Below are 4037 nucleotides of genomic sequence, written 5' to 3' on the forward strand. Positions count from 1 at the left end.
TCCATGGCCAGCGCCTCGCGCGGGGAGATCCCGAAGAACTCGGCGTCGAACTCGGCGACGCCGGACAGGAATCCGCCGCGCCGGACGTAGCTCTTCCCGGTGGCCGCCGGGTCGGGGTCGTAGAGGGCGTCGACGTCCCAGCCCCGGTCGGTCGGGAAGTCCCCGATCGCGTCCGTGCCTCCCGCGACCAGCTCCCACAGGTCCTCGGGCGAGGCGACGCCGCCCGGGAAGCGGCAGCCCATCGCGACGATCGCCACGGGTTCGTCGGTACGCGTCGCCGGGCTCACCGCGGCGGAGGCGGCCACGCCCTGGACGGCCGCGGCGAGGAAGTCCGCGAGCCGCAGCGGCGTCGGGTGGTCGAAGACGAGCGTCGACGGCAGCCGCAGGCCGGTGGCACCGGTCAGCCGGTTGCGCAGCTCGACGCCGGTCAGCGAGTCGAAGCCGAGGTCGCGGAAGGTCGTCCCGGCGCGCACGCGCTCCGCCGAGTCGTGGCCGAGCACCACGGCCGCCTCGGTCCGCACCAGGCGCAGCGCGAGGTCCGCGCGTTCCTCGGCGGAGGCGGCGGCCAGCCGCCGGGCCCACGGCAGGTCGCCGTCCGCGCTGTGCGCGCCGCGGCGCGGTGCCGCCGGGCCGGTGAGTGCGCGCAGCAGCGGCGGCACGGGGCCGGTGGCGGTGCGCAGCGCGGCGAGGTCGAGCCGGGCCGGGACGAGGGCCGCCTCGGGGCGCCGCCAGGCGGCGTCGAACAGGGCGAGCCCCTGGGGCGTGGCGAAGGGCAGCAGCCCGGCGCGGGCGAGCCGTTGGAGGTCGGCGGGCGCGAGGTGTCCGGTCAGTCCGGTGCGTTCGGCCCACAGGCCCCAGGCCAGGGAGGTGGCGGGCAGGCCGCGGGCGCGCCGGTGGTGGGCGAGGGCGTCCAGGTAGGCGTTGGCTGCGGCGTAGCCGGCCTGGCCGGCGGTGCCGAGGACGCCGGCGGCGGAGGAGTACAGCACGAAGGCGGCCAGCTCGTGGTCCTGCGTGAGGTCGTGCAGGTGGGCGGCGGCAGCGGCCTTGGCGCGCAGGACGCGGTCGACCTGGTCGGGCGTCAGGGCCTCGACCGGTCCGTCGTCGAGGACGCCGGCGGCGTGGACGACGGCGGTGAGCGGGTGCTCGGCGGGGACGGTGGCGAGCGCCCGGGCGAGGGCGTCGCGGTCGGCCGCGTCGCAGGCCTCGATGCGCACGGCGGCGCCGAGGTCGGCGAGTTCGGCGGCGAGGTCGGCCGCGCCGGGGGCCTGCGGGCCGGACCGGCCGAGCAGCAGGAGGTGCCGGACGCCGTGCCGGGTGACCAGGTGGCGGGCCAGCAGGGCGCCGAGGGTGCCGGTGCCGCCGGTGATCAGCACCGTGCCGTCCGCGGCGAGCGGCTGGGGCAGGGTCAGCACGACCTTGCCGGTGTGCCGGGCCCGGCTGACGAAGCGCATCGCCTCGCGGGCGTGGCGCAGGTCGAAGGTGCGGACGGGCAGCGGCCGCAGGGCGCCCGTCTCGAAGAGCTCGACGAGTTCGGCGAACAGTTCGGCGATCCGGTCCGGGCCGGCGTCGATGAGGTCGAAGGCGCGGTAGTGGACGTCCGGGCGGTCGGCCGCGACGGCCTCGGGGCCGCGCACGTCGGTCTTGCCCATCTCGACGAACCGGCCGCCGTCCGCGAGCAGGCGCAGCGAGGCGTCCACGAACTCCCCGGCGAGCGAGTTCAGGACGACGTCGACGCCCCGGCCGCCGGCGGGCCCGGCGAACTGCCGCTCGAAGCCGGTGTCGCGGGAGGAGGCGATCCGCTCCTCGGGGATGCCGAGGCCCCGCACGGCCGGCCACTTCGCGGGGCTCGCGGTGGCGAGGACGGTGGCGCCCCAGTGCCGGGCGAGCTGGACGGCGGCCATGCCGACGCCGCCGGCCGCCGCGTGGACCAGGACGGTCTCGCCGCGCCGCAGCCCGCCGAGGTCGCGCAGCCCGTACAGCGCCGTCAGGAAGACCACCGGCACGGAGGCCGCCCGGGCGTACGACCAGCCGGCGGGCACGCGGGCGAGCAGGCGGTGGTCGGTGACGGCGAGCGGGCCGAAGGCGCCGTCGAACAGGCCCATCACCCGGTCGCCCGGCGCGAGGGTCGTGACGCCCGGCCCGACCTCGGCCACGACGCCGGCGGCCTCGGCGCCGACGACGGCCCGGCCGGGGTACATGCCGAGCGTGATCAGCGCGTCGCGGAAGTTCACCCCGGCCGCGCGCACCGCGACCCTGACCTGCCCGGCGGCGAGCGGTTCGGCCGCCGCCGGGTGGTCGACCACGGCGAGGGCGTCGACGGTGTGCCGCGGGCCGGACTCGACGCGCCAGGGCGCGGGCCCGTCCGGCAGCACCAGCGGCCCCTCGGCGCCCGCGCGGACCAGGCGCGGGGTCAGCACGGCGCCGTCCCGGACGATCGCCTGGGTCTCGCCGGAGGCCAGGACGCCGCGCAGCAGGTCCAGCGGGAGAGCGGGTCCGGCGGGGTCGGCGGGGTCGGCGGATTGGGCGGGGTCGGCGGATTGGGCGGGGTCGGCGGGGTCGAGGTCGACGAGGACGAAGCGGTCCGGGTGCTCGGTCTGGGCGCTGCGGAGGAGGCCCCAGACCGCCGCGTGGGGCGGGCTCGGCACGTCCTCGGACGGGTCGGAGGCGATCGCGCCCCGGGTGACGACCAGCAGGCGGGCCGCGGCCAGGCGTTCCTCGGCGAGCCAGTCGTGGAGGGCGCCGAGGGCGGTGTGGACGGCGGCCGGGACGGCGGCGGGCCCGGTGCCGTCCGCGGGCGGGCAGAGCAGGACGGCGACGTCCGTCCCGGCCTCGGCGGCCGCGACCGGGTCGGGGTGGGCGGGCAGCTCGTGGTCCGGGTGCGCGCCGAGCAGTGCCCAGCGACGGTGCGGGTCGGGTTCCGCGGCCGGCAGGGCGGTCGGTGTCCAGTCCAGCCGGTGCAGCCAGGCCGGGTCGGCGGCTGCCGGGTCCGCGAACCGGCCGGGGGCCGGCGGGCGCAGCACCAGCGACTCGGCGCGCGTCACCGGGGCGCCGCCGTGGTCGGTGGCCAGCAGTGACAGCGCCTCGGCGCCGGTGCGCCGCAGCCGTACGCGCAGAGCGGTCACGGGCCCGGCCGTCGGTTCCCGGGTGACGCCCGTCCAGGCGAAGGGCAGCAGGGTGCGGCCCGTGGTCTCCGCCGCGTCCAGCGCGGCGAGGTGCAGGGCGGCGTCCAGGAGGGCGGGGTGCAGGGCGAACCGGTCGGACTCCCCGGGGAGTTCCACCTCGGCGAACAGGTCGTCGCCGCGCCGCCAGGCCTCCCGCACGCCCTGGAAGGCCGGGCCGTAGTGGTAGCCGAACTCGGCCAGGCGGTCGTAGAGCGCGGTCGTGTCGACGGGCTCGGCGTGCGGGGGCGGCCAGGGCAGCAGGTCATCGGCAGCGGGCGGCGACCCGGCCTCGGACAGGGTGCCGGTGGCGTGCCGCGTCCACGGCTCGTCCTCGGGGGCGTCCTCGGGTCGGGAGTGAACGGCCAGCGCACGCCCGCCGTTCGCATCGGGCGCGGCCAGGGCCACGTGCAGCCGTACGCCGGCCCGGTCGGGCAGCACCAGCGGCTCGTGCAGGGTGAGTTCGTCGACCACCGGGCAGCCGGCCTCGGCGCCGGCCCAGGCCGCGAGGTCCAGGAAGGCGGTACCCGGCACCAGGACGGTGCCGTGCACGGCGTGGTCGGCGAGCCAGGGGTGGGCAGACCGGGAGAGGCGGCCGGTGTACGACGTCCCGCCGTCCTCGGGCGAGCGCACGGCGGCGCCCAGCAGCGGGTGGCCGACCTCGGTGAGGCCGAGGTCCCGCGCGGCGCCCGCTACGGGCGGGGCGTCGAGCCAGTAGCGGCGGTGTTGGAAGGGGTAGGTCGGCAGGTCGGCCCGGGGTCCGGCGGGCAGCTGGGTGGCCCAGTCGACGGGCAGGCCGGCGACGAAGGCGGCGGACAGGGCCGTCACCAGGCGTTCGGGGCCGCCTTCGTCGCGGCGCAGGGTCTCCAGGACGGCGGC

At 78.6% G+C, this 4037-nt stretch carries 1 protein-coding gene; it reads right to left on the reverse strand.

What is annotated here, in order from left to right; genetic code table 11:
* Positions 1–4037, reverse strand: a 4037-nt coding sequence (locus tag VM95_RS37180) for an SDR family NAD(P)-dependent oxidoreductase (RefSeq protein ID WP_045705701.1), incomplete at both ends; no start/stop codon positions are given.

Origin of the sequence: Streptomyces rubellomurinus (genome assembly GCF_000961885.1) — a bacterium.
GTDB lineage: Bacteria > Actinomycetota > Actinomycetes > Streptomycetales > Streptomycetaceae > Kitasatospora > Kitasatospora rubellomurina.